General features: G+C 44.8%; 21 protein-coding genes. 8 read left to right on the top strand and 13 right to left on the bottom strand.

What is annotated here, in order from left to right; genetic code table 11:
- Nucleotides 1-9: 9 nt before the first annotated feature.
- From T2812B_RS04470 to ligA, 12 genes are read right to left on the bottom strand one after another with little or no spacing between them, the layout of a single operon-like run.
- A complete protein-coding gene (locus T2812B_RS04470) occupies nt 10-438 on the bottom strand; it encodes a hypothetical protein (RefSeq protein WP_231556614.1) in 429 nt (142 codons plus the stop codon).
- Nucleotides 439-467: 29 nt separating this feature from the next.
- A complete protein-coding gene (locus T2812B_RS04465) occupies nt 468-884 on the bottom strand; it encodes a hypothetical protein (protein WP_008194080.1) in 417 nt (138 codons plus the stop codon).
- Nucleotides 881-1,429 carry a hypothetical protein gene (locus tag T2812B_RS04460; protein WP_008194078.1) on the bottom strand — a complete coding sequence of 183 codons (549 nt, stop codon included), beginning with the start codon at nt 1,427-1,429 and terminating at the stop codon, nt 881-883. The genes T2812B_RS04465 and T2812B_RS04460 overlap by 4 nt, the downstream gene beginning before the upstream one ends.
- Nucleotides 1,401-2,381, bottom strand: a complete 981-nt coding sequence (locus T2812B_RS04455; RefSeq protein ID WP_038050897.1) for a hypothetical protein — start codon at nt 2,379-2,381, stop codon at nt 1,401-1,403. The genes T2812B_RS04460 and T2812B_RS04455 overlap by 29 nt, the downstream gene beginning before the upstream one ends.
- A gap of 1 nt (nt 2,382) precedes the next feature.
- Nucleotides 2,383-2,766: a hypothetical protein gene (locus tag T2812B_RS04450; protein WP_008194074.1), complete on the bottom strand. Its 384-nt coding sequence runs from the start codon at nt 2,764-2,766 to the stop codon at nt 2,383-2,385.
- The gene (locus T2812B_RS04445; RefSeq protein ID WP_008194072.1) at nt 2,763-3,962 is read right to left on the bottom strand and encodes a type II secretion system F family protein; all 1,200 of its coding nucleotides are present in this window, start codon (nt 3,960-3,962) and stop codon (nt 2,763-2,765) included. The genes T2812B_RS04450 and T2812B_RS04445 overlap by 4 nt, the downstream gene beginning before the upstream one ends.
- Nucleotide 3,963: 1 nt before the next feature.
- On the bottom strand, nt 3,964-4,434 hold the full coding sequence (locus tag T2812B_RS04440) for a ferritin family protein (RefSeq protein ID WP_008194070.1): 471 nt from the start codon (nt 4,432-4,434) through the stop codon (nt 3,964-3,966).
- Between the two features lie 2 nt (nt 4,435-4,436).
- On the bottom strand, nt 4,437-5,357 hold the full coding sequence (gene dusB, locus T2812B_RS04435; RefSeq protein ID WP_008194067.1) for a tRNA dihydrouridine synthase DusB: 921 nt from the start codon (nt 5,355-5,357) through the stop codon (nt 4,437-4,439).
- Nucleotides 5,347-5,964 carry a nicotinate (nicotinamide) nucleotide adenylyltransferase gene (gene nadD, locus T2812B_RS04430; RefSeq protein ID WP_038050894.1) on the bottom strand — a complete coding sequence of 206 codons (618 nt, stop codon included), beginning with the start codon at nt 5,962-5,964 and terminating at the stop codon, nt 5,347-5,349. The genes dusB and nadD overlap by 11 nt, the downstream gene beginning before the upstream one ends.
- A complete protein-coding gene (obgE, locus tag T2812B_RS04425; RefSeq protein ID WP_008194062.1) occupies nt 5,921-7,228 on the bottom strand; it encodes a GTPase ObgE in 1,308 nt (435 codons plus the stop codon). The genes nadD and obgE overlap by 44 nt, the downstream gene beginning before the upstream one ends.
- Nucleotides 7,225-7,989, bottom strand: coding sequence for a hypothetical protein (locus tag T2812B_RS04420; protein WP_008194060.1), 765 nt, complete (start codon nt 7,987-7,989; stop codon nt 7,225-7,227). Before T2812B_RS04420 ends, obgE begins: the two co-directional genes overlap by 4 nt.
- On the bottom strand, nt 7,980-10,046 hold the full coding sequence (gene ligA, locus T2812B_RS04415; RefSeq protein WP_008194058.1) for an NAD-dependent DNA ligase LigA: 2,067 nt from the start codon (nt 10,044-10,046) through the stop codon (nt 7,980-7,982). The genes T2812B_RS04420 and ligA overlap by 10 nt, the downstream gene beginning before the upstream one ends.
- Nucleotides 10,047-10,096: 50 nt before the next feature.
- On the opposite strand from ligA, the gene T2812B_RS04410 reads away from it, so the two are divergent.
- From T2812B_RS04410 to T2812B_RS04390, 5 genes are read left to right on the top strand one after another with little or no spacing between them, the layout of a single operon-like run.
- On the top strand, nt 10,097-11,965 hold the full coding sequence (locus T2812B_RS04410) for a hypothetical protein (RefSeq protein ID WP_004082649.1): 1,869 nt from the start codon (nt 10,097-10,099) through the stop codon (nt 11,963-11,965).
- Nucleotides 11,962-13,041: a BMP family protein gene (locus T2812B_RS04405; RefSeq protein WP_004082657.1), complete on the top strand. Its 1,080-nt coding sequence runs from the start codon at nt 11,962-11,964 to the stop codon at nt 13,039-13,041. Before T2812B_RS04410 ends, T2812B_RS04405 begins: the two co-directional genes overlap by 4 nt.
- A gap of 35 nt (nt 13,042-13,076) precedes the next feature.
- Entirely contained in the window at nt 13,077-14,600 is a 1,524-nt protein-coding gene (locus T2812B_RS04400; protein ID WP_008194053.1) for an ABC transporter ATP-binding protein, read from the top strand.
- Nucleotides 14,597-15,631 carry an ABC transporter permease gene (locus T2812B_RS04395; protein WP_004082660.1) on the top strand — a complete coding sequence of 345 codons (1,035 nt, stop codon included), beginning with the start codon at nt 14,597-14,599 and terminating at the stop codon, nt 15,629-15,631. The genes T2812B_RS04400 and T2812B_RS04395 overlap by 4 nt, the downstream gene beginning before the upstream one ends.
- Entirely contained in the window at nt 15,628-16,587 is a 960-nt protein-coding gene (locus tag T2812B_RS04390) for an ABC transporter permease (protein WP_008194051.1), read from the top strand. The genes T2812B_RS04395 and T2812B_RS04390 overlap by 4 nt, the downstream gene beginning before the upstream one ends.
- Here T2812B_RS04390 and T2812B_RS04385 read toward each other — a convergent pair.
- A complete protein-coding gene (locus T2812B_RS04385; RefSeq protein WP_008194047.1) occupies nt 16,569-17,753 on the bottom strand; it encodes a TM0106 family RecB-like putative nuclease in 1,185 nt (394 codons plus the stop codon). The genes T2812B_RS04390 and T2812B_RS04385 overlap by 19 nt on opposite strands.
- Nucleotides 17,754-17,829: 76 nt before the next feature.
- On the opposite strand from T2812B_RS04385, the gene T2812B_RS04380 reads away from it, so the two are divergent.
- From T2812B_RS04380 to T2812B_RS04370, 3 genes are read left to right on the top strand one after another with little or no spacing between them, the layout of a single operon-like run.
- Complete coding sequence (locus T2812B_RS04380) at nt 17,830-18,402, top strand: diguanylate cyclase domain-containing protein (RefSeq protein ID WP_004082673.1); 573 nt, start codon at nt 17,830-17,832, stop codon at nt 18,400-18,402.
- Entirely contained in the window at nt 18,403-19,668 is a 1,266-nt protein-coding gene (gene murA / locus T2812B_RS04375) for a UDP-N-acetylglucosamine 1-carboxyvinyltransferase (RefSeq protein WP_004082675.1), read from the top strand.
- Nucleotides 19,649-20,611 (top strand): radical SAM protein, encoded by a 963-nt coding sequence (locus T2812B_RS04370; RefSeq protein ID WP_004082677.1) that lies wholly within the window; start codon nt 19,649-19,651, stop codon nt 20,609-20,611. Before murA ends, T2812B_RS04370 begins: the two co-directional genes overlap by 20 nt.
- Nucleotide 20,612: the final 1 nt, after the last annotated feature.

Raw genomic sequence — 20,612 nt, 5'->3', positions numbered from 1 at the left:
CACCCCTCCTCATCTTATTGAAAAAAATCTACCATTTTCCACGTCGAGAACCAGAACACCGAGACTCGAAACGTAGGTGACCACATAATTTCCAAAAGATGGGCTCTCGCCCGACACCTCAAAGAGTTTTTCTCCATCGGAGAGAAATACTTTTAATCCATCACCTGTTCTTATGAAACCCAGGAATCGATACTTCAGAGGAGGAAGCGTCACGATCAGAGTGTCGGCTGCCTCTTTCCCAAAGCTGAGCGTCACGGGATTGAAAACCCTGTACGAGAATTCTGGAGGATTTTCCTGAGCCGTTTTCTTGAGCAAGGGGTTGATCTGTATTTTGTTCACCAGCGCCGTAAAATCCGTTGGCCTTTCCACCTGAAGAGTTCCGGACTCCCTGTTGCCAGCGAACAAATAGAAAAGAACAAATGACCACACAACCCCCATAATTACGAGAAGAATCACCGTTCTTCGGTTCATTGTTTCACCCTTTCTAATTCAAGGGTGATCTTCACACTGGGTTGAGATATTGGGGTACCGAAGAAATTGATCGGTATAACTCTTTTCGCATCAATGGTCAAGGTCTTCACTGTCACCCTTCGTGTCTCAGCAAGTTCCTTTAAGAGATCTTCAGCTTCTTCAATGCTGATTTCTTTTTCGGTGAGATTGTATTGAAACTCAGGTGTGTTCATGATCGTCTTTATTATTTCCTCGTATTCCCTTTGCTTCAAGGTGAAAACCTTGAAAGCAGGTGCCAGGTTTTGAAGTTTCTGTTCCAGTTTTTTGGTGTTGGACATGAAGATCACAAAATCTGGCACCACAAGTCCAAAGACCAGCACGAGGAGAGTCAAAACAGCGAACCAGATAGCGAACTTTCTGTTTATTCCCCTCACTTTCCCACCGCCTTGTACTCAAGCCTGTACTTTCTCAGATAAAAACCTTCCGGTAGTTTTTCTTCAAACAGGAGACTTGTACTCACATTCGAGTTTTGAAAAGTACTACTTACAACGTTTTTGGAAACTTCGTAAAACTCAACAATGGCTTTTTCTTGAGAGAAATCAAGATAGCACAGAGTTCGATTTTGATCTTCAAAAATGTTCAGCAAAACCTTCAAAAAATCTTCCCATTTCTTCCTTTTGTCAAGGAAAGCATTCAGTTGATTGATTCTCACTTCTAAGGACTTTATTTGGTTCATAAAGACACTTTCCACACGGGAGATTTCCTCCAGATTTTTGGAAGAATCTTTCGAAAGCTTCACAGAATACGCTCTCAAAACCTCGGAGTAATCACTTTGCAGTCTTTCTATCATTTGCTCTTTCGCATAACTAAAGTAGATATTAAAGGAAACAGGAGGAAGCAACATGACGACCAACAGTACCAGAAAAGTAGATAACTTTACCTTTCGCTTCTTAAACGGATAGATGTTTAACTTTTCCAATTTCCCTGCCCCCCCTTATCATCAAACCAAGGGTTCCTAAAGATATACCAGGTTTAAAAGAAGGAACGATTCCTTGCTTCAATGCTACTCCTTCGAACTTTTCCAGTGACTGAGAAAGAACTGGTGAAAAGATTGGGGGATCAACGATGTAGAAGAACTGATCGACCCTGCTCAGATTGACTTCATCCAAAGACACTTTGACTTCTCTGTCGAGTTCGATCAAAAAATCTCCAAAATATGGTTGCAAGAAACTAAGATCTACATTCACTGTTCCTTCCATCAATTCCTTGGGTTGAATTCCTGTGTTCTCCGTTACAATATCCATATAGTCCCAGAACATCGAAAAGAGCAGCCTGATGGAACAATAATGGTTGTTTTCGAGAACAACTATGGAGTAGTAGTCATTCAAGAATGAAATTACCGTAAGAACACTGGTTTCTTTCAAACGTTTCCCGAAATAAAACTCGAACACTTCAAGGTATTTAACGATATCGGGAATAACCACATCCGCTTCCGGAAATTCTTTTTTCATGAGATCTGCCACAAAACTCTTCACCTGATCAACCTTTGAAACAAAAAACAATCCTTCACCGCCACGAATATCCAACGGAGCAACAACAAGCTGTTCAGGGAGTATACCAAGATTTCTTGATATTTCCAACGTGGCATACTCTACTGCATTTTGCTTGTTCAACGTAGGAGGAACTTTTATATTCATTACTAAAACGTTCTCCATTGGCATATTTGCGACGACTATATCTTCAAGATCTTTTTTCACGCTTCTTGAGAGATTCAGTATAATTTCATTTGATTTCTCCTCATCTGCTATTTCCAGAAGAGATAATTTGTGATCTAACAGCTTCAATTTGGATCCTCTCATCCTCGCACGGGATATCTCCACACAATGTGAACACCAATTCAAAGAGAGAATATCATTGTAAAAAAGCTGCAAGCTATCTCCTCCCGTACAATCTCATTCTGCCGGTGACTGGTTCCACGGTGATCCACCACCCATCTCCATAGACAGTACCTGCTGTGGAGACAAATCCATTTTTGAAAGTGATGTCTTCTCCATCTACAGCTACTTTGGAGAGAAAGGAAAACGGAAACTGGTAAACGATTCTTTCAGGTTTATGAATGTCGACAATGATCATTCTTCCCTTATCTACAATTTTCAAAATACCATTTTGAAAGGTCCTCTTAACCATTCTAATCGCCATCACCTTAAAAGCAACAGCCTGATGGTCTTTTCCCAGCTTGAACATCAGAGTTGGTATGAAAAATCCCATTATCATCAATGAAATAGCGATGACGATGAGAACTTCGATAATGTTCATCCACCTATACTCCTCTGAAGCTGGAATACCGTGGTGTATATCGAATACGCGAGGAAAGCCACAAATCCACCAACACCTGCTATCAATAGAGGCTCTACCAGAGAAACGAGTTGCTTCACACTGTTTTTCACTATGTCTTCGTAGAAGTCGGCCACTCTTTCCATCACTTCGTCGACTTTTCCGGTCTCTTCTCCTGTTCCGATCATCTCATAAATCAATTGTGGGAAAACTCCACTTTCCGCAAAAGTATCTCGAAGGGTTTTACCTTCAGATATCTTCCGAACCATCTCTTCTGTTTTTCTGATAATGGAAGGTGAACTGGAAGCCTGAGCGGCCATCTTTATGGCATCGGTTATTCTGACACCGCTTCCCACAAGAATTCCCAGTGTTCTGGCGAATCGTTCGAGCCCCATGTTCTGTCTGAGCTTCCTGACAGGCGGAAAAATAAAGGATAGATATTCCTTTATGTAAACACCGTATTTTGACTTCATCAAAACGAAAATACCGGCTATGATACCCGTCACAAGCACCGAGAACCACGGCCAGTTTTCACTCAAAAATTCGTTGGCTTTCAGAAGAGATTGAATCGTGGGCGAGAGCGGAATAGAAGTCCCAAAAGCCCTGACGAGGTTGGGGAGTATGTAGAAACTGATCACAAGGACAATTACCACTGCAAAGAAGAGAACAAAGAGAGGATAAGCCATGGCAGATTTTACCTCATCCTGAAGTCTTTTCATACTTTCGTAAAAGTCCGCAGCCCTCTTCAGGGTTCTGTCAAGGACTCCACCTTCTTCTCCCGCTTCTAACATACTGATCAAAACGTTGTCGAAAACACCTGTTTTTCTGAAAGCTTCTGCTAAAGAGTCCCCCGTTTCAACGTTGAGAGCGATTTCCAGTATAACTTTTCTGAAACGTCTTGAAAAAACCGTTTGACGTGCCAGAATGTTCAACGCTTCTTTTATCCTTATACCGGCTGAAATCATTATGGAAAGCTGTCGGCAGAACGTAGCTATTTCGCTGATTGAGATTTGGAAAAACGTTGAACTTCTCTGCGCTTTTTTTCTCTCCTCCACACGAACAACCATCAATCCTCTCTCAGAAAGGATCGATATCGCTTTCAATTTGTTCTCTGCCTCTATGACCCCCGTTATTTTCTTGCCATTCCCCTCCACGGCCACGTATTTGTAGAAAGGCATATCAGGTGATCATCCCCTTTATCCTGAGGAGTTTTACCACGTGCTGTTTTTCCTGCTCTATAATACCTTTAACAAGAGATCTTGCTTTCTCATTCTTCAAGAGCTCTAAAATTTCGTAATAAAAGATGATGGTTTCCTTTTCAACCGATATAGAAAAATCTATTGCTTCCTCGACAGACTTTTCTTTCAGATATCTTTCCATAACTTCAGGAGATGGAAAGAATTTCCCCTCCACAAAGCTTTTGAGATATTCTTCGGTGTCTTCCATATCGAGGTAAGTCTCCTCTTCGGCTCCCACCTCTTCTCCGATCTTTTCAAAGGTTCTGGCATGTTCGGCTTCCTGTCTGGACATGTAAGAGAAAAATTCCTTTATGTCCGGCTGAGTGAAACGTTCGGCAATTTTTCTGTAAAACTCTTCTCCCTCTTTCTCTACTCTGACCGCTATGTTCAGCAATTCCTTTGCAGAAAACATGCTCACACCTCCTTGATGAAATTATAAAACATTTCTTTTAGATTTTGAACATCTTCTATTTTCATAATTTTCTCTCTGAATCTCCTTGCGCCTTTCAGATCTTTTGTATAACCTGCCAGAAACTTTCTCATTTCCACAACCGCTTTTCTTTCACCCTTCGTCTTTATCAACAGCTCGAGATGTCTTTCGAACGTTCTAAGAATCTCTTCCCGGGACGGTTCAGAGTACTTTCCGCTTCGGAGGAAATCCTTTATCTGTTTGAAAATCCAAGGTCTTCCTATAGCACCTCTCGCTACCAGAAGACCATCACATCCGCTTTCTTCCAGAGCCCTCTTGGCGTCTTCTGGAGTGAAGATATCACCACTCACAAAGGTAGGAATTCTCTTTTCCAGAACACTCAACGCCTTCCATTCAGCCCTCCCAGTGAAACTCTGAACCACCGTTCTCGTGTGAATGAATACCTCATCCACCCCTTCCTCAACGAGTATTCGATATATCTCCTCGACTTCATTTTTCTCCCATCCAAGGCGAGTTTTCACAGAAAATTTGCCAGAAACACTCTTTCTGAGCTCCCTCACAATGTATCGAAAATGTCTCAAATCTTTCAACAAAGCTCCGCCTGCTCCTTTTTTTACAACTTTTCTCACAGGGCAACCAGCGTTCAAATCTATCCACTTGTACTTTTCAGAGAGAATCCTCGCTGCCTCAGAAAGTTCGTTCGGTTCGCTTCCAAAGATCTGGACCGCCACGTTTCTTTCATGTGGTTGTGGTAAGAGTTCTTCTGTTTTTTGAGAGTTCATGAGAAAACCCTTTGCACTCACCATTTCAGAGAAAGCAAAATCCGCACCCCATTCGAAAGCCAGAGTGCGGAATGCTGAATCAGTGTATCCAGCCATCGGCGCAAGACCGACTTTAACCTCCATAGAAAACCTCCACTTCCTTCCTGATCTCCTCTGGTACAAACCCTTTCAAAGTCTTCCCGAGTCTGGCCCTTTCGCGGATCTCCGTAGAAGAAATTTGAACGATAGGCATATCCAGAAACACAATCTCGCTCAGATCTCCTAATACTCTCCTGGCGTGCTCATGATAAGGTTTCCCGCAGTACCTCGGATAAACAACCAGGGTGGATTTTTTTAGGATATCGCGGTATCTGTACCATTTCTCAAAGTAGGAGAGCGCATCTTCACCAACGATAAAGAACGGTTTTGTTTTGTAGATCTCTGAAAAATACTCTATCGTGAAGATAGAGTAAGAAACGCCCCCTCTCCTCTTCTCATAATCATTCACTTCCACCTTCTCCATCCCTTCGAAGACTTTTTTCAACCACTCGAATCTCTTTTCAAAGGGGGCGACTGTTTTCTTGTGTGGCGGATTGAAAACGGGTACAACGATCAACCGATCCAGATCGAGAATTTCAAGCGTATAGACACTCACAAGTACATGACCGGTATGAACGGGATCGAACGAGCCCCCAAATATGCCTATTCTATTCCCTGTATTCAAACTCGAAGTCTCCGATCCTGACAACATCCCCTTCCTTCACCCCGGCTTCTTTTAACTTATTGTTTAGACCGTTTTTCTCCAGAACCTGTAAAAGCATCAATCTCGCGTCCCTCTGATTCAGGTCGAATCTCTCTATCCAGACTCTAAGGTTCTCTCCTTCAACCACCCAGTATCCCTCATCTTCTTTGACGACCTCTAAATGGAATTTCTCAGGAAGCCTCCTCCAGACAGGTGAAGGCTTCACGAATCTTTCTTCTTTTCTTTCTGGTTTCTCTACCTTCATTTCCCTGACGATGGAGGCCAGCTTCGAAACAAGCAGATCTATTCCTTCACCTGTCACAGCAGAGACAGGGATCACCTCTCGGTCGGTAGCATCTCTCAGTCTCTTCAGAATTTTCTCCCGTTCTTCTTTGCCGAGAAGGTCTATCTTGTTTGCAACCACTATTTCGGGCTTCTCCAAAAGGAACGGGGAGTACTTCTTCATTTCTTCTCTTATGACGAAGTAATCTCTCACCGGATCTTCTCTCTCATAGCCACTCACATCGATCACATGGGCTATCAAGTAGCACCTTTCAACATGCCTCAAAAATACGTTTCCAAGACCTACTCCTTCACTTGCACCTTCGATGAGACCGGGAATGTCCGCCACCACAAAGCTGAAGTCATCGTATTTCACCACTCCCAGATTAGGTATGAGTGTTGTGAACGGATAATTCGCTATCTTGGGTCTTGCGTTGCTGATGCGCGATATGAGGGAAGACTTTCCCACGTTCGGGTATCCAACGAGTCCAACATCTGCCAGTATCTTCAGTTCAAGTTCGAGCCATCTGGACTCACCTTTTTCGCCGCGTTCTGCTATCAAAGGAGCCTGCTTTGTGGATGTTGCAAAATGGGCGTTCCCTCTCCCACCTCTTCCACCACGTGCCACACATACGATCTTTCCCGGTTCGTTCAAATCGGCGATGACTTCTCCAGTAACGGCGTCCTTGACCACAGTCCCTACCGGCACGTCTATGAAAAGATCCTTACCGTTTCTTCCTTTCATTTTCTTTCCCATGCCGTGCTTTCCGTTTTCTGCCACGAATTTCCTCTTATTCACAAACTCTATCAATGTGGAGACGGAAGGATTGGCCCTGAGGAAGACGAATCCTCCATCACCGCCGTCTCCACCATCAGGGCCACCCTTTGGAACGTATTTCTCTCTTCTGAAGCTCACACAACCGTTTCCTCCGTCACCGGCTTTCACGAAGATTTTCACTCTGTCAACAAAATCCGCTCTCTCTATGTTCAACTCGAGACCCTCCTGAACATCTTATCAATCGTGTCTATCTTTTTCAAAAGATCCAGATTTTCCAGTTCCTCCAGTGCATCTCTTATCAAGACCTTTTCTTTTTTGAAAATGTTCAGATTTATAAGGAGGTCAACCGTTCCTTCTGTTGTCTCCAATTGTTTAGCCAATGAGGCTTTGAATCTGTCCTTGTACTTAGAGATTTCATGAAATGGAGAAAGACGGAAGTTCTTTCCATAGTGTATTCTATCTCCAATCGCCGAAAGCTCCAGGAAGACCTCTCCCGCTGTTTCTCTTAGGAAACTGTAAAGAAATATTGTTTCTAACCTGCTCAGGTTAAACGTCTTGAAGAAATTTCTCGGTCTGATATGAACCTTTGGAGCTTTTGAAGGCTTGGGAAATTTCATTTTTTCCAATTCCTTCAACACTTCCGATTTCATGGCACCGGCTGCCACTGAAAAGATCAACCCACCACCAATTTCCAGGAAGATCTGTGGAGGGAGTGCCAGCAATTTGCGAACTGCCTCCAGAAGACTTTCCGCTTCGTCAGAAGTTCCCCAGACCTTGAGTTTAGAGAATTCCGCATCAATGTGCTTTGAAACATCGAAGTATTCGGGAAGTTCTTTCTTCAGAATTCCCACAAGGTCATCGAAGGTTCTCAACAGAGAACCTCGCAATTCAGGAGGTTCGTGTCTCCAGCCAATGTTGAAAACCATCGAAAAACAAAAGCTCTTCAGTGGTTTTCCCTCGAATATCAACTCCATTCCTTCCAACTCCTCATTATCTCGTCGAAGTTGTATCCCTTCAATTCTGCTCTTTTTCTGACAAACTCGAGGAATTCTTCCTCACTCATCATTTTTACTTTCAACATCTTCGCTCTTTCGTACTTGGAGCCGGGATTTTCACCCACTATGAGATAATCCGTGTTCCTGCTCACAGAGTTGACGACTTTTGCTCCCAGCTTCTCGAGGAACTCTATTATTTCTTCCCTTGTAAAGTTCTTCAAGGTACCTGTCACGGCGAAAGTCAATCCCCTCAGGATATCGAGTTTCACAACTTTCTCTTCGAGCTTCACTCCGGCTTTTTTGAGTTTTTCAATGATTTCCCTTGTTTTTGGATTTCGGAAGTACTCAACGATGCTCTTTGCGATTTCTGGACCGATTCCCGGTATGTCCTTTAGTGTTTCATAAGAAGCATCTGCAATTGCTTCCAGGGATTTGAAATGCTCCGCGAGAATCTTTGCCGTCTTCTGACCTACCATGGGAATTCCAAGACCCGTTATCAGTTTGTGAAGCGGTCTCTTCTTCGCCTCTTCTATCTCTTGGAGAATCTTCGCTATCGTTCGCTGACCGATCCCCGGTCCAAGCTGAGCGAGATCGAAAGGAGTAAGGTAGAAGATATCTGCTATATCCTTTACGAGACCAGCATCGACTAGTCTGTCTATCAGCTTCTCCCCGAGTCCTTCAATATCGAGAGCCTCTCTGGAAACCAGAGTCCTCAAAGCTCTCTTCAGTTTAGCAGGACAATGCGGGTTTAGACACCTGATAGCAACCTCGTCGGGATTCAACTTTCCTACTTTCCCACCACAGACAGGGCACTTATCGGGTGGTTTTATTTCCTTTTCGTTGCCAGTTCTCAATTCTGGTATCGATTTGACTATCTGAGGAATGATTCCACCGGCTTTTTCCACAAAGACGTAGTCTCCTATTCTGATATCTTTTTCTCTTATGTACTCGAAATTGTGCAGTGAAGCTCTCTTCACGATCGTTCCAGCGAGCTGAACGGGTTCGAGCTCGGCAACGGGTGTGAGAACACCTGTTCTTCCAACCTGGATGGTGACATCCAGCACCCTAGTTCTTGCCTGCTCAGCAGGAAACTTGAACGCGATAGCCCATCGTGGTGCTTTCGATGTCTCACCGAGAATTCTCTGGAAATCGAATCTGTTCACCTTCACCACAACGCCATCAACCCAATAATCCAACTCCCTTTTTCTTTCTTTCCATTCCTTCCAGTAATCGATCACTTCCTGAATGTTTTTGCACAGTCTGGAGTGTGGATTCACCTTGAAACCGAGTTCTTTCAGAAACTGAAGAGCTTCCCATTGTGTTTTCAGACCGTAGTTTTCAGGATGAACCACATAGTAAATGAACGAATCCAGACGCCTTGCCGCAACAAGAGCCGTGTTCAACTGCCGAAGCGTTCCTGCAGCGGCATTCCTTGGGTTGGCAAAGGGAGGAAGTCCTTCTTCTTCTCTTTCATCGTTCAATCTTTTGAATTCATCCACAGGCATGTATATTTCCCCTCTCACTTCTATGGTGACGGGCTTTCTCAGACGAAGTGGAATACTGCGTACGGTTTTCACATTCTCGGAGACGTCTTCTCCTTCTATTCCATCTCCTCGTGTCGCTCCCAGAACGAACCTTCCGTTCTCATATCTAAGAGCTATGGAAACGCCGTCTATCTTCAGCTCGGCAACGTACTCGACTTCTGCCTCCTGAAGAGCTTTTTTAACACGCCGATCGAATTCGAGAATCTCTTCTTCGTTGTACGTGTTATCCAGACTCAACATAGGAACGGAATGCTTTACCGTTTTAAAACCTTCGAGTACCTTTCCCCCTACCCTCTGAGTTGGCGAATCCGGTGTAACCAGTTCTGGATACATCCTTTCCAGTTCAATGAGCCTTCTCATGAGTCTATCGTACTCTTCGTCCGTAATAACTGGATCGTTCAAAACGTAGTATCTGTAGTTGTGATACTCGATCTCCTCTCTGAGCCTTTCCACTTCTTCAATTACTTCCTTTGGGATCTTTCTCTCACTCATTCTTGATCACCCCTTGTCTATAGTATAATCCCGAATGGGGAGTTGAGACGATGAAAAAATGGATTTTTCTGTTCTTGTTATTTCTGGTTGTACCCGTTCTTTCCTATGCCATCGATTTAGAAAATGTCACCGCACAGTTTCAAAAGCTGGTGGAAGATTACGAAAGTGGATTCCCCCAGGATCCATTCGTGAGTTATGTAAAAGAAAACATCCCTCAACTTCAAAAGTACAGAATCTTTCGAAGATTTCTTGCAGGAAGTGTGGAAAAAACTGAGTTTGCAAAGACTCCGGGTGACTACCTGTTCGTGCTCTATCAGAACTGGAAAGAAACCAACTGGGAAAGAAAACTCTCCAACGTTCTTTTCCTCTCTTACCTGCAGTCCATGATGTCCGGTTCAAAGCCTTCAGAGAGTGTCCTGAAAAATTCTCCTGCCTTCAATTCCTTCTTTGCCGAATACAGAATGTTCGTTCGCTCCAACGCGTTGAACCTTCTCAGATGGATTCTAGCCTATTACACAGGAGGAACAAACACCCCTCCACCTGTTGAATTTAACCTGGGTATCAGAAACACAGGGTTCTCTTTCAATGTGAATCATGATGTTCATCCAGATATTTTGAAAGTCCTACCTGAAGATCTGGAAGCGAAATTAAAAGAAGCGATCGAGGAAATCGCCTCTTCGAAAAACCAGGCCGAGTACACTCGAAACATAAACAGGCAGGCGAGTCTTCTGTGGAAAGAATTCGAAAGTAATATCTCTGCGCTTCAGAACGAAGTAGCGGACGTTTTTGAAAACACCTCGCCATCGATCTCCAACTTCTGGTGGATCCGGTTTGTCGTCTACGGAATTCTTCTGGTGATTTTCCTGAGAAAGTATCGAACGATACTGCAGTTCATCATCGCCGCAGAGATTCTGTTCATCTGGGTGACAAAATCGCTGTATCTCAACACCGTTGAAAATATGATCTTTTCGACAGTTGTCGTTTTCATGTTCATCTTTTTCAATTTTATCCTCCTTGTCAGAAGAAGGTATCTTTATCCACTGCTCTCACTGATATTTGTTTTCCTCCTTTTCATCCCGTCGTACATCTCAATCAGGGAGATGGGTATGGATAGTGCTTTTGAGAACTCACCGTATTACGATCAACTGAAATTTGAGGTGTTTGAAGGTTCTGACTCGCCTGTGAAAACGGCCATCAGAAGAATGAACACGATCGCTCTTTCAAGCAAAGAACACACAAAGCAAATAGTAGAAACCTTGGGGTCTCTACCAGAAGAACTGTTGAAAATTGGAGCTCTAAAATCGATAGAACCCACCAAGAACGGACTTTTCTTTCTGTTGAATGAACGTTCAAAATTCTTCACCACAGCCGGGTTCGAAGACAGATTGGATTTAACCGGTAAAATCGAAGGCGATCTGAGTGATTACCTCTCACAGGAAAAATCCAGGTACAGAAAATACAGAAGAGAAATCAATTCACTGGACCAGCTCATAAAAAAGATCACCTCGTACACTTCCGAAAAATTCTCACAGGATTTCGAAAGAGAACTGACAAACACCATTGAAAGGTACCCACTCATTGCAGGTGTTTCTTTCTCCTATTCAACGGAGAAAAGCTATCTTTCGCTGAAACCTTATCGCACTATGAATGGATTGATCGGCATCTTCACTTTCTTTTTGCTTTTCTTCTCCGCTGTTCTTGGAGGAAGATACTTGCTCTTTCCCGCAGCGGCGACTCTGTTCACTTCCATCCTTTCGATGATCAAATGGAAACACCTCGAAGTCTTCGTGGAAAGCGGTATTTTCCCTCTGATCATCGAAACTTCGTCCACTCACACCTTCCACATCGAGGTGTTCTTGATATTCGTTTCCCTGTTTCTTCTCTATAAAAACTTCATGAAAAGGAGGGTGAAAGCATGAGAAAGTTTCTCGTTATTTCTTTGATGATTTTCGCGGTTGCTCTGTTTGGTTTCAAAGTCATTATGGTGACGGACGTCGGGGGACTCGGTGACAAATCCTTCAACGACGGAACGTGGGCAGGAATAAAGCAGGCCGCAGAAGAACTCGGAATAGAAGCGAAAGTGATACAATCTTACGAGCAGTCCGACTACATACCGAACCTCAGCAAAGCAGCGGAAGAAGCTGATCTCGTGTTCGCTGTTGGTTTCATGATGACGAATGATCTCTTTAAAGTGGCAAAGCAATATCCGGACACGTACTTTGTGGGAATAGACATCACGCCTCCCGAGGGCCAGATTCTCCCGAACGTACTCACATTCACCTTCAAAGAACAGGAAGCCGCTTTCTTGGTGGGGTACGTGGCAGCCGCCATGACGAAGACCGGAATGGTTGGATTCGTCGGAGGAATCCCGATACCCCCCGTGGAAAGGTTCAGATACGGTTACGAGGCTGGTATAAAGACCTATTCGGTTCTCCACAAAAAGAACGTGAAAATCTTGAGAGGCTACACACAGGATTTCGAAGATCCGAAGAAGGGTAAAGACCTCGCCATGTCTCAGTTCGCGGAAGGAGCCGACATCGTGTTCCACGCCTCCGGTGCCTGTGGAAACGGAGTTATAGAAGCTGCCAGGGAGAAGTTCTCAGCACTGGCTGGTTCCGACAAACTCGTTGACCTTATAGATTACTACACAACGAACGGAAAGGGATTCTTCGCCATAGGAGTGGACATGGACCAGGATTACATGGCTCCCGGTGCTGTTCTGACAAGCGCGATGAAGAGAGTGGACGTAGCGTCTTACTACGGAGTTGTCTGGGCGTACGAAGGAACGTTCGAAGGTGGGCACAGGGTTCTTGGAATCTCCGAAGACGCAGTTGGAATAAGTCCGATGAAGTACACGAAAGGACTCGTTCCCAACAGAGTCATAGCCGAACTTCTTTACCTTGAAAAATTGATGAAAGAAGGCACTCTGAAAGTCCCAGAGACTCAGGAAGAGCTTGACGCTTTCGAAGTTCCACAAATCGAATTCCCATTCTGAGGGGGAGTCCTCCCCCTCTTTTCAGGGGTGATCCGGTGGAGTACGCAGTTGTGATGAAGGGAATCGTTAAAAGGTTTCCCGGAGTTCTGGCAAACGATCACGTGGATCTCTTCGTCGAAAAGGGCGAAATCCACGCTATCGTTGGTGAAAACGGCGCTGGAAAAACCACTCTCATGAAACAGCTCTACGGCCTTTTAAAGCCCGATGAGGGGGAAATTTACATAAACGGAAAAAGAGTAGAATTTTCCGGTCCCGCTGACGCGATAAAAAGCGGTATAGGTATGGTTCACCAGCATTTCATGCTCGTTGACAACCTGACGGCTTACGAGAACGTGATCATCGGGATGGAACCAAGGAAAGGAATTCTTCTGGATAGGAAAAAGGCGAGGAAAGAAGTTAAAAGACTCTCGGAAGAGTACGGATTAACAATAGACGTCGATATGAAAATAGAGGACATGCCCGTGGGGTTGCAGCAGAGAGTAGAGATCATCAAGACACTCTACAGAGGAGCAGAGATTCTCATCTTAGATGAACCCACCGCCGTCCTCACTCCACAGGAAACAGAGGAACTCTTCGAAGTCTTGAAACGATTGAAAAAGAGCGGGAAAACGATCATATTCATTTCGCATAAATTGAACGAAGTGATGGAGATCTCCGATAGAATCACCGTTATGAGGCAGGGAAGGGTCACAGGAAACCTCATCACTTCACAAACCACACCACAGGAAATAGCGAGATTGATGGTGGGAAGAGATGTTGTTCTCACGGTTGAGAAAAAACCAAAAGAAGCCGGTGAAACACTCCTCAAAATAGAAGATCTCTGGGTCAAGGACAACAGAAAACTGGACGCTGTAAAGGGAGTTTCTTTCGAGGTAAAGAGGGGAGAGATAGTAGGGATAGCCGGTGTTGCTGGAAACGGTCAGTCCGAACTGGTGGAAGCGATCACAGGACTTCGCGGAGCGGAACGAGGAAGAGTCTACTTCAAAGGTGAAGATATAACGGGATACGACCCAAAAAGATTGCGAGATCTCGGAATGTTCCACGTTCCAGAAGATCGACTCAAAAGAGGTTTGATAGTGGATTTTCCGGCATATTTCAACACCATTTTGGGAAGGCACATGATAGAGCCTTTCGTGAAGAGCGGTTTTCTCAACATGAAGGAAATAAAAAGATTTTCAAAACAACTTTTTGAAAAGTTCGATATCAGGCCGAGAAACATAGAACTCCTCGCGGGAAGTTTCTCCGGTGGGAATCAGCAGAAGATCATCGTTGCACGTGAAATGAGTTTCTCCCCCGAACTTCTCGTTGTGGCTCAACCGACACGTGGTCTGGACGTGGGTGCGATAGAATTCATTCACAAAACACTCGTATCGATGAGAGATGCAGGTGTCGGTGTTCTTCTCATATCCATGGAACTGGACGAAATCTTCTCGCTCAGCGACAGAATACTGGTTATGTACGAAGGACAGATAATGGGAGAAGTCAAACCGGAAGAAACCACTCCAGAGGAAGTAGGGCTCATGATGGCAGGTAAAAGACTGGAGGAGATCAGAAGATGAACAACAGGGTGTGGTCATTTCTTGTCCCGTTCTTTTCGGTCATCATAGCACTTCTTATAGCGGCCGTGGTGATCATTCTGATCGGGCAAAACCCCGTGATAGCGTACAAAGCCATGATCGAAGGGGCTTTTGGAAATATCCAGGCTCTGGCCGATACGGTGATAAAAACCACGCCGCTCATCCTAACAGGACTCGCCGTTGGATTTGGTTTCAGAGCAGGGCTATTCAACATAGGAGCGGAAGGACAGATGATCATGGGAGGGATTCTGGCAACTGTCGTTGGAATGCACATGAGAGGAATACCGCCAGCACTCGCTATCCCTCTTACGATGATTGCCGGCATGCTGGGAGGTGCCGCCTGGGCCTCTATAGCCGGTTATCTGAAGGCAAAAACGGGAGCACATGAAGTTGTGTCAACCATAATGCTGAACTGGATCGCAACCTACATATCCTCTTACCTCATCACGGGACCACTGGCAGTGGGATCGGGTACTCCCAAAAGTCCAGAAATCGCTCCTTCTGCCAAACTTCCTCCTATCGTTACAGTTGGCGCTTTAGAAATGACCTCCGGTATTCTGATTTCAATTCTTTCAGCGGTGGTTATATACATCGTTCTGGAGAAGACGAAAACTGGCTATGAGGTGAAAGCAGTTGGATTCAATCCGTACGCGGCAGAATATGGAGGAATAAACATCTCAAAGAACATCGTCATGTGTATGGCAATAAGTGGAGCGCTGGCGGGCCTTGCTGGAGCCCTAGAAGTGATGGGATTGCACCACAGGTTCCTAGGAACACTCTCCGGCGGGAAGGGCTTCGACGGAATCTCGATCGCGCTGATCGGACAAAACCATCCCATAGGCATCATCTTCGCCTCATTTCTCATAGCCGCTCTGAGGACTGGATCGAGCAATATGCAGTTCGTTGGGGTACCAAAACACATTGTCACAATCATACAGGGTATCGTCATATTCCTCGTTGCAGCCGACAGGATCGTTAAAACCCTTCTCAGGTTCAGGAAGGTGAAAAGATGAAAATACTGGAAGTGCTCTGGAACATTTTCTCGAATCCCCTCTTTTACAAGCTCACTCTCACAGCTTCCACTCCTCTTCTTTTCGCATCTCTTGGAGGTGTTTTCAGTGAAGTTACAGGGGTTGTGAACATCGCCCTTGAAGGAATAATGCTCCTTGGAGCGTTTTCTTCGGTGGTGATCACATATTACACCGGAAACGTGTGGCTCGGTTTCTTGCTTTCCATCCCCATAGGGATCGGGTTTTCCTGGTTCCACGCCTGGGCGAGTATCAAATGGAGAGGCAACCAGATAGTGAGCGCGACGGCGTTGATACTGGTGGCGCAGGGTCTGACAGGTTTTCTCATGGAACCGATATTCGGTCAGCCGGGGCAGACACCTTATGTGGGTCGAATCGAAGAGATCACACTACCTGGAATTTCCTCCATTCCTTTCATCGGAGAAGCCATCGGAACCATCAGTCCAATAGTTCTCATAGCCTTCGCAATGGTCTTTTTTGCGTGGTTTCTGATCTACAAGACCCCACTGGGTCTCAGAATGAGGGCAGTAGGTGAAAATCCCGAGGCTGCCGATACTCTCGGTGTTGACGTCTTCAAAATAAGGTACTTCGGAGTTCTCATGAGCGGTGCTCTGGCGTCCATGGGAGGAGCGTTCCTTTCCATAGGAGAGGTCGGTAACTTCAGGGAACTCATGACGGGAGGAAGGGGCTTCATTGCCCTTGCGGCCATGATCCTTGGAAACTGGAATCCCATAGGTGCCATGTGGGCCTGCCTCATGTTTGGTATGTCAGAAGCTCTGGCCAATCAACTTCAGAGTAGTCCCATTCTCAACGTACCTGCTACGGCAAAACCGTTGTTCAATCTCTTTCCGTTCGTTGTTACCCTCGTTGTCGTGGCTGGCCTGATAGGAAGAACAAGACCACCAGCAGCCGATGGTGTTCCCTACGAAAAAGAAGAGTAAGACCTCATGAAATCCAGGACCAGCTTCGTTGCTCTCACATCATCCTCGTTGTACAGGAGCATCTGCTTTAGAAGCTCCTCGTTTCTCGTTTTTTTCCATTTCTCATAAAGCCGCAGTATTTCATAACCATTCAGGGACGTTCTCCAATCGTACCCCAGATACTTAGCGATTCTTTTGAGCGAGTAGGACATAACAGGAAAAACGAAATGATTCCTCAGGATCGAGAACACATCGAGAAAATTCATCCTTTTGTTTCTGCCGATCAATGAAATCAGCTTTCTCTTCTCCGGTCCATGATAGTGATAGAAAACACTCTCATCGTCCAGAGAATTCAAAAATGCGATCAGATCTCCTTGATCCTCTTCCAGAAAATATCTGTACTCATCACCTATTAAAAACCCATAGAGAAAATCCCTCTCTTCTGACGGATGATACTCTATGTCAACTATTGTTCCTTCTGGAAGATCCTCCGGAGGGGTTATCATTATCACTCTATTCTCGAGAAACGCCCTCGCCGCCATAACGAATCTTTTTCCTTTCTCTTTTCCAAATACCTTTTCCAGGATTCTCTGGTCCGCCTCCGCGAGATCTTCCAGCGTTTCTATACCCATTCCATAGAGAACCCTGTACGTTTCTTCTCCTATCCCGTTCACCAGAAGCAAACTCTTCTCTTCAAAAAACTTCCCTTCGCAATCTTCGAGGAAATCACAGTATCTACAGTGTCTTCCCACTCTGGGGTGAGGATCATCATCTATTGTCAACATTTCTCTCAAAACATCTTCGACGATGGGTATCAGATTTTTCCAGTTTTCCATCTTTCTTGAGAAGCTGTCAGATACGATCTCCACGCCCGAAACTTCCAGGCCAGCCCTTGAGAAAACCAGGGCATGATAAGCGCTCTCAAGGATGTATTTGTCTTTAAACCTTTTTGCGCTCTTTCTCAGAATAATTCTCCATCCATCCCTGTCTTTCACAATCAGATCGGGATTTGAAACCAGTTCATGACCCTCAAACTCACACACGATCACAGGATTTTCGAGCGGGAATCCAGCCTCCATTAACTCCTCCGAAAAGTTCGGAGAAACCTCTTTTGAAATTTTTTTTGAAAGGTAATATCGCCTTGGGCACACCAAGAAATTTTCTACATCCTCGTAGCTTATTGTCATCGAATCCTCCCTCCACATTTTCAACGTGGTAGAATATTTCTGAAGTTTATTATACTGACAATTGGGGGTGCTCAACATGGATGAACGCACGGAACTTTTGAAAAGAATAGAGGAACTGGAAGAGAAACTGCGGCAGTGCCAGCAGAGAGAGCAGGAGCTCGAGGCTCTGATAGAAGAATACAACGAAGTCATGAAGAAACAATTCCAGGTGTTCGACGATTTCTTTGAAAAGCTGGGAACTACAAAAATGATCGATCCACTGACAAGAGTGTACGCGAAAGACCATTTCCTGAGACTCCTATCTTATCAACATCAGAGGGCCTTCGAAGAGAACACACCTTACACGATATTCTTTGTGAAAACAAAGGTATCTAAGAATGAAAGAGAAAAAGCGCTGATGAAGATAGGAAAAATTCTCAAAGAATGTGTGAGAGTACCCTTAGACAGTGTGGGCAGATACTCCGATGATACTTTTGCACTCTTCGTAATCGGTGTTGGAAAAGAAACGGCCCCGAATATAGAAGAGAGAATAAAAAATCACATCGAAAGTATAGGAGGCATCGAATACTCGATTGCATACAAAAGCTATCCTGAAGATTTCATGGATCTGGAAAAGGCGATCCTTGATCTTGAAAAGGCGGTGGCTTGATTGGGTAAACTGGTCGTTCAGGGTGGCGCCGTTCTCGAAGGAGAAGTGGAGATATCGGGTTCAAAAAACGCTGCTCTTCCAATAATGGCAGCAGCGATTTTGTGTGATGAGGAGGTAATTCTCAAAAACGTACCGAGACTCCAAGATGTCTTCGTCATGATAGACATCCTGAGATCCATTGGATTCAGAGTGGAATTCGAGGAGAACGAACTGAAGATCAAAAGAGAAAACGATATCTCACAGGAAGTGCCTTACGAACTTGTCAGGAAGATGAGGGCGTCCTTCAACGTGCTCGGTCCGATCGCTGTGAGAACTGGAAGGGCGAAGGTTGCTCTTCCAGGTGGGTGTTCCATAGGAGTCAGACCTGTGGACTTTCATCTTGAAGGCCTCAAAAAAATGGGATTCTCGATAAAAGTGGAACATGGCTTTGTTGAAGCCTGCTTTGAAAGAAGAATCGATTATGTGACGATTACCCTTCCTTTTCCAAGCGTTGGTGCCACGGAGCACCTGATGACCACAGCGGCTCTCTTAAAAGGTGCCCGTGTAGTGATTGAAAACGCCGCAATGGAACCTGAAATCGTAGACCTTCAAAATTTCATAAACAGAATGGGTGGACATATTGAAGGAGCCGGAACCAGCCGGATAGTGATTGAAGGCGTGGAGAAAATGCAGGGAGTTGAATACAGCATCATTCCCGATCGAATAGAAGCTGGAACGTACCTGGTAGCCATCGCAGCAAGTCGTGGAAAAGGTCTGGTGAAGAACGTAAACCCGGATCACCTCACAAACTTTTTTGAGAAACTGGAAGAAACAGGGGCGAAACTTAAAGTTCTTGGAAACGAAGTAGAGATCGAAATGAGAGAAAGACCAAAAGCGGTGGATGTTACAACGAATCCGTACCCTGGTTTTCCCACGGATCTTCAGCCTCAGATGATGGCGTATCTATCGACAGCGTCGGGAGTCTCGGTTATAACCGAAAACGTCTTCAAAACGAGGTTCTTACACGTGGACGAGTTGAAAAGAATGGGAGCGGACATAGAAGTTTCTGGAAACGTCGCCATAGTGAAAGGCGTTGAAAAACTCAGCGGTGCCCCCGTTGAGGGAACGGATCTCAGGGCAACCGCTGCCCTTCTCATAGCGGGAATCATAGCAGATGGAGTCACTGAGATAAGCAACGTCGAACACATATTCAGAGGTTACGAAGATGTCATAGACAAATTCAGTGAACTGGGAGCAAAAATCGAGTATGTTGAAAAAGAAAATTGAAAGAATAAAAGAGATCGAAACCACACTGTGGGGCAACCTTGAAAAATGCGAACTCTGTCCTCGAAAATGCGGTGTTGATAGATACAGAACCACCGGTATCTGTGGACTACCCGCCAGAGCGAAGATATCCAACGCGGTTCTTCACTTCGGTGAAGAACCTCCCATTTCTGGAAAGACGGGTGCGGGTACGGTGTTCTTCAGCGGTTGTAACATGAAATGTGTATACTGTCAAAACATGGGATTCAGTCAGAAAGGGATAGGAACAGAGGTTGAAGTGGAAGACCTTGCGGAGATATTCTTGATCCTACAAAAGCACGGTGCGAAGACCCTGAATCTTGTCACCCCCACACCACACCTTCCGTTCATAATCTCAGCCCTGAGAATCGCCATTGAAAACGGATTGAACCTCCCCATCGTCTACAACACCAGCGGATACGAAGATCCTGAGATTCTCAGACTTTTAGAAGGTGTCGTTGATATCTATCTTTCCGATGTGAGATATTCGGACAACGAAGCTTCTAAGAAGTACTCAAAAACCCCGGATTACTGGACAGTTGTTCAGAAGGCCATCGTTGAGATGTTCAGACAGGTGGGAATCTTCGATGAAGAAAAAATGAAAGGTCTCATTGTGAGAATTCTTGTTCTTCCTGGAAACGTGGTGGATTATTCTGAAATTTTTTCTTTCCTTTCAAGCTTGTCCACACGGATTCCTCTCTCCATAATGAATCAATACATCCCTCACTTTGACGCCCAGAAATTTCCCGAAATAAGCAGGAAACTGAACCAGAACGAATACGAAAAAATTTTAGAACTGGCTGAAAGATACGGTTTTACCGAAGGATGGTATCAATCTGAAGAAAAAGAGAGAGTAACCACCAGAGGCCTGAAGGAAATCTCCGAAAAATTGCAATTTTTAAGGTTAAAAACCCATAATTCCTATTAAA

Source organism: Thermotoga sp. 2812B, assembly GCF_000789335.1.
Taxonomy (GTDB): domain Bacteria; phylum Thermotogota; class Thermotogae; order Thermotogales; family Thermotogaceae; genus Thermotoga; species Thermotoga maritima.
Note: the sequence above shows the minus strand (reverse complement) of the source record. Positions and strands in the feature narration are given on the sequence as shown.

Bases quoted from the DNA above. Each gene is read 5' to 3' on its own strand.
- T2812B_RS04470 (WP_231556614.1), bottom strand. From the start codon at position 438: ATGGGGGTTGTGTGGTCATTTGTTCTTTTCTATTTGTTCGCTGGCAAC.
- T2812B_RS04450 (WP_008194074.1), bottom strand. From the start codon at position 2,766: ATGAACATTATCGAAGTTCTCATCGTCATCGCTATTTCATTGATGATA.
- T2812B_RS04445 (WP_008194072.1), bottom strand. From the start codon at position 3,962: ATGCCTTTCTACAAATACGTGGCCGTGGAGGGGAATGGCAAGAAAATA.
- T2812B_RS04440 (WP_008194070.1), bottom strand. From the start codon at position 4,434: ATGTTTTCTGCAAAGGAATTGCTGAACATAGCGGTCAGAGTAGAGAAA.
- dusB (WP_008194067.1), bottom strand. From the start codon at position 5,357: ATGGAGGTTAAAGTCGGTCTTGCGCCGATGGCTGGATACACTGATTCA.
- nadD (WP_038050894.1), bottom strand. From the start codon at position 5,964: ATGTTGTCAGGATCGGAGACTTCGAGTTTGAATACAGGGAATAGAATA.
- T2812B_RS04420 (WP_008194060.1), bottom strand. From the start codon at position 7,989: ATGGAGTTGATATTCGAGGGAAAACCACTGAAGAGCTTTTGTTTTTCG.
- ligA (WP_008194058.1), bottom strand. From the start codon at position 10,046: ATGAGTGAGAGAAAGATCCCAAAGGAAGTAATTGAAGAAGTGGAAAGG.
- T2812B_RS04410 (WP_004082649.1), top strand. From the start codon at position 10,097: ATGAAAAAATGGATTTTTCTGTTCTTGTTATTTCTGGTTGTACCCGTT.
- T2812B_RS04405 (WP_004082657.1), top strand. From the start codon at position 11,962: ATGAGAAAGTTTCTCGTTATTTCTTTGATGATTTTCGCGGTTGCTCTG.
- T2812B_RS04395 (WP_004082660.1), top strand. From the start codon at position 14,597: ATGAACAACAGGGTGTGGTCATTTCTTGTCCCGTTCTTTTCGGTCATC.
- T2812B_RS04390 (WP_008194051.1), top strand. From the start codon at position 15,628: ATGAAAATACTGGAAGTGCTCTGGAACATTTTCTCGAATCCCCTCTTT.
- T2812B_RS04385 (WP_008194047.1), bottom strand. From the start codon at position 17,753: ATGACAATAAGCTACGAGGATGTAGAAAATTTCTTGGTGTGCCCAAGG.
- T2812B_RS04380 (WP_004082673.1), top strand. From the start codon at position 17,830: ATGGATGAACGCACGGAACTTTTGAAAAGAATAGAGGAACTGGAAGAG.
- T2812B_RS04370 (WP_004082677.1), top strand. From the start codon at position 19,649: ATGTTGAAAAAGAAAATTGAAAGAATAAAAGAGATCGAAACCACACTG.